Genomic DNA, 641 nt, shown 5'->3' with positions numbered 1-641 from the left:
GTTTCCCGAACGAAAACGCGGGTGGGGCGTAGCCTGGCCGCCATGACCACCGTGTTCTACGACGACCAGGGCCGCCCCGAGCCGCCCTTCGCCGCGGGCGAGGCCGCCACCCTGCTGGGCTTCCTCGACTTCCTGCGCGCCACGATCGAGTGGAAGACGGCGGACCTGGACACGGCCGCGCTGCACCGCCGCCTGCCGGGGCACCCGTCCGCGATGACGCTCGGCGGCCTGCTCAAGCACCTCGCGTTCGTCGAGTTCTGGTGGTTCGAGGCCGTCGCCCTCGGCGAGCCCACCTCGACGCCCTGGGTGGGCGCGGACTTCGACGCGGACCCCGACTGGGACTGGCACAGCGCGGCGCAGGACTCCGCGGCGGACCTGCGCGCCCTCTGGCAGGGCCAGGTGGAGCGGTCCCGGCAGATCGTGGTGGACCTGCTCGCGGCGGACGGCGACGACGGCGCCGCGGCCCTGGCCCGCGCCCACCGGATCCGGGAGGGGCGGGACCCGGTCTCGCTGCGGTGGATCCTCACCCACATGATCGAGGAGTACGGCCGCCACGCCGGCCACGCCGACCTGCTGCGCGAGGGGATCGACGGCCAGGCCGGCGAGTGAGCCCGCCCCACCCGCGGTCCCGCCTGCGGTCG

1 protein-coding gene is annotated in these 641 nt (G+C 75.2%); it reads left to right on the top strand.

Translation table 11 applies throughout. The features are described from left to right. Window positions 1-42: 42 nt before the first annotated feature. Complete coding sequence (locus QL983_RS11380) at window positions 43-609, top strand: DinB family protein (RefSeq protein ID WP_041104677.1); 567 nt, start codon at window positions 43-45, stop codon at window positions 607-609. The last annotated feature ends 32 nt before the right edge of the window (window positions 610-641 follow it).

The organism is Micrococcus sp. APC 4021, from assembly GCF_030407635.1.
Classification (GTDB): Bacteria; Actinomycetota; Actinomycetes; order Actinomycetales; family Micrococcaceae; genus Micrococcus; species Micrococcus luteus.
The sequence above is the reverse complement of the archived record's forward strand: the minus strand, read 5'-3'. Positions and strand labels throughout refer to the sequence as shown.